The sequence below is a fragment of the Sandarakinorhabdus sp. genome, from assembly GCF_041689835.1.
Classification (GTDB): domain Bacteria; phylum Pseudomonadota; class Alphaproteobacteria; order Sphingomonadales; family Sphingomonadaceae; genus Sandarakinorhabdus.
Map to the genome: position 1 here is coordinate 1 of NZ_JBDNFM010000178.1, position 3,253 is coordinate 3,253.

At 67.0% G+C, this 3,253-nt stretch carries 3 protein-coding genes; 1 reads left to right on the top strand and 2 read right to left on the bottom strand.

All coding sequences use genetic code 11. The features are described 5' to 3' along the window. Nucleotides 1-1,413: signal peptide peptidase SppA (gene sppA, locus ACESL8_RS09475; protein ID WP_372918168.1), on the top strand; the 1,413-nt coding region annotated here is incomplete at its 5' end. Here sppA and ACESL8_RS09480 read toward each other — a convergent pair. Together ACESL8_RS09480 and ACESL8_RS09485 are read right to left on the bottom strand one after the other, a co-directional pair. Further along, nucleotides 1,398-2,051, bottom strand: coding sequence for a trimeric intracellular cation channel family protein (locus ACESL8_RS09480; protein ID WP_372918170.1), 654 nt, complete (start codon nt 2,049-2,051; stop codon nt 1,398-1,400). The two genes, sppA and ACESL8_RS09480, sit on opposite strands and share 16 nt — an antisense overlap. Then, nucleotides 2,048-2,701, bottom strand: coding sequence for a hypothetical protein (locus tag ACESL8_RS09485; RefSeq protein WP_372918172.1), 654 nt, complete (start codon nt 2,699-2,701; stop codon nt 2,048-2,050). The genes ACESL8_RS09480 and ACESL8_RS09485 overlap by 4 nt, the downstream gene beginning before the upstream one ends. Nucleotides 2,702-3,253 lie beyond the last annotated feature (552 nt).

Here is a 3,253-nt window from a genome sequence, read left to right on the forward strand (position 1 = left end):
ATCACCGGCCCGGGCGGATCGCGGCTTTATTTCGCCCGCGCCCTCGAAAAACTGCAGATCGATGTCAACGTCTTCCGCGTCGGCACCTACAAATCCTTCGTCGAACCGTTCACCCGCACCAGCGCCTCACCCGAAGCCAAGGCAGCCGATCAGGCGCTGGCGGGCAGCTTGTGGGGCAGCTGGCTTTCCGATGCCAAACGCCTGCGGCCAAAGGCCGATGTGGCTGCCTATATCGCCCAGTTGCCGCAACGCATGGGCAAGTTCGGCGGCGACAGCGCCAAGGCCGCGCTCGATGCCGGGCTGGTCGATCAACTGGGCAGCCGCGAGGATTTCGACGCCGCCATGATCAAGCTGGTCGGCGAAGATGATCTGAGCGAATGGGGCCACTACAGCGGCGTCACGCTGGCCAATTACCTGTCGGCCACGGGGCGAACGATGGGTGAACGCGGCGATGCCGTCGGCGTCGTCTATGTCACCGGCAACATCGTCGATGGCGAAGCACCGCGCGGCACCGCCGGCAGCGCCACCATTCGCCAGGCGCTGGAAGAAGCGCTGGCCAAGAACGACGACATCAAGGCGCTGGTGGTGCGGGTCGATTCCGGCGGCGGTTCTGTCACCGCGTCCGAAGAAATCCGCGCCGCGTTGCTTTCCGCCAAGGCCGATGGCCTGCCCGTCGTTGCCAGCTTCGGTCCGGTTGCGGCCAGCGGCGGTTATTGGGTCGGCACCGCGGCAGACGAGATTTTCGCGCAGCCTTCCACCATAACCGGCTCGATCGGCGTGTTTGCCATCTTGCCCAGCTTCCCGCGCGCGCTGAACGATCTCGGCATCAACAGCGACGGCGTGAAAACCACCCCCTACAGCGGTGAACCCGATGTGGTTGCCGGCCTGTCGCCGCAGGTTGCCCAAGTGCTGCAGATGGGCGTGGAAAACACCTATCGCCGCTTCATCGCGTTGGTGGCGGCCGCCCGCAAGCTGCCGGAGGCCGAGGTTGACCGCATCGCGCAGGGCCGTGTGTGGGCCGGCACGCAGGCCCAGCAACTGAAGCTGGTGGACAAGTTTGGCGGGCTCGATGCCGCCGTCGCTGCAGCCGCCGCCAAGGCCGGGCTGAAGGGCGAGATCCGTGTGATCAACATTGAAAAGCCGGTGCCGGCCTGGCAGCAGGCGCTGGAAAGCTTCGGCAGCACCGAAAGCGAGGAACAGGCGAATACGGCCCGCGATCCGTGGGCGCGGCTGGTGCAGGCCTCGCGCCTGCGTCTGCTCACGGCGGTGAACGATCTGGGCTGGCTGGCCTCCGGCAAGGGCGCCACGATGCAGGCGCTGTGCATCGAATGCACCATGGCCGGTTCCCCCCGCCCAGCCGCGGCCCGGCAAACGGAAGGGCTAGCGGCAAAGCTGCTTCAGTCGCCCCGGTAACCGGGCAGTTTCAACCCGGTGGCGATTGCCAGCGCGCGCAGGCCAAAACCGGCAGCCGCGCCGGCAATCGCCGCTGGCCACATCGCCAGACCCGCAAGCGTAAGCCCCACATAGGTTCCCGCCCCCAGCGCCGCGGCCGACACATAGATTTCGCGGCGCAGCAGCACCGAAGGCTCCCCCGCCAGCAGATCGCGCACAATCCCGCCAAAACTCGCCGTCAGCACGCCCATGCCAACTGATGGCAGCGCCGGCACTCCCAGGCTCATCGCCTTGGTCGCGCCGAGTACGCTGTAGGCGCCCAGCCCAACCGCATCGAACCACAATAGCGCATCCAGTCGCCAACGATCCGCCCTCAGCAGCCACACCGCTGCCGCCGCCGCCAGGCAGATGCCCAGATAATCCGACCGGCCAACCCAGAACACCGGCGCGCCAATGAGCAGATCGCGCAGTGTTCCGCCGGCAATAGCGGTGATGACGGCGAAAAACGCAAAGGTCACAATCGTCTGCTTTATCCGCGCCGCCGCCAGCGCGCCGGAAACGGCAAATACCGCCACCCCCGCCATGTCGATTGCGGCCAGCACTGGCTCCAGCGGCGGCAGCGCCATGGGCGGCGCCATGATCGGAGCAAGCGCAATCATCGCCGCCAGAAATGCCGCACGGTCAGCAACGCCCCGGTGAGCACCACGCCCAGCGACAGCAAGGTAAAGATGATGATCACCGGGCCATGGGTGTTCTCGCGGTCCTGCCAGTCCATGATGTGCAGGCCCCAGAACAGATCGTAAAACCGCCACCACGGCGTGCGCACCGCACCGATTTCGCCCTGGCTGGTGATATACACACGCACATCATCGGCAAATTCCACCCGGTATCCTGCCGTTTCGCGCCAGTCGCTGGCCGGATTGGCCGGGCTCACCGCGTTGACCCGCACCGGCCCCGCAAGCGTGGTACCAGCCCGCGCAATCGCTTCGGCCTGCGCCGCCGTGATGACGATGGGCTGGCCGCTGCCCGCATCGATCAGCCGCTTGCCCTGCCCGTCTGTCAGCTTCCACACCGGTTTGCCAAGCAGACTGGCCAGCTCGAGTTTTTCCACGCCCTTCAGCGCTGGCAACCCCGCCGGCACACTGAGCGCTGGCGGCGGCCGCCGCACATCGGTTCCGCGCACCGCATCCATCGGCCGCGCCACCATGACCAGGCCCGAAGCCACCCACAATATGATCTGAATACCAACGAAAACGCCTGTCCACAGATGGAGCCAACGGACAGTGCGGGTGGTGCGAGGTGAGAGCATGGATCGGGTGTAGCGGCGCACGGGCGCAGCGTCACCCCCCACCGCCAATCCTTCCCTCCTAGGGGAGGTGCCGAGCACAGCGAGGCGGAGGGGTGGGCGCCCGCCGCAACCAGCGCCAGGCTTCCCCCGCCCGGCCCGGCCCCAACCAGCCAACCTGCCCCAACCCGCTCATGGCGAGCATGTCGAGGCACCGCACACAATTCGCGCAGGCCGCCACTGCCGGCCCACACCCGCGCCGTCACGAAACCCCTCGCCTCCCCCGCCGCCCCGGACTTGATCCGGGGCCCCGCTTTACTTCGGCGCAGGAAAAATCAAGACAGCTCGGCCCCGGATCAAGTACGGGGCGACGAAGGTCTTTGCTTCGAGTTGGTGTGCCAACGGCGGGAAGGCGATGGGCGGCGGTCAGGCGCTCAATCGGCCCACTGCAACCCGGCCGGTAAGACATCGGCGCAAAAGTCCATCTGCAACACGCGCCGCCGGCCCGGTGTAGCAGCCCGCGCTGAGCGATGCAGGATCGGGGTACGATAGAGCCACAGGTCGCCGGCGGCCGCG

Excerpts from the sequence above, each read along its gene's own strand:
- ACESL8_RS09485 (WP_372918172.1), bottom strand. The coding sequence starts at position 2,701 with ATGCTCTCACCTCGCACCACCCGCACTGTCCGTTGGCTCCATCTGTGG.
- ACESL8_RS09480 (WP_372918170.1), bottom strand. The coding sequence starts at position 2,051 with ATGATTGCGCTTGCTCCGATCATGGCGCCGCCCATGGCGCTGCCGCCG.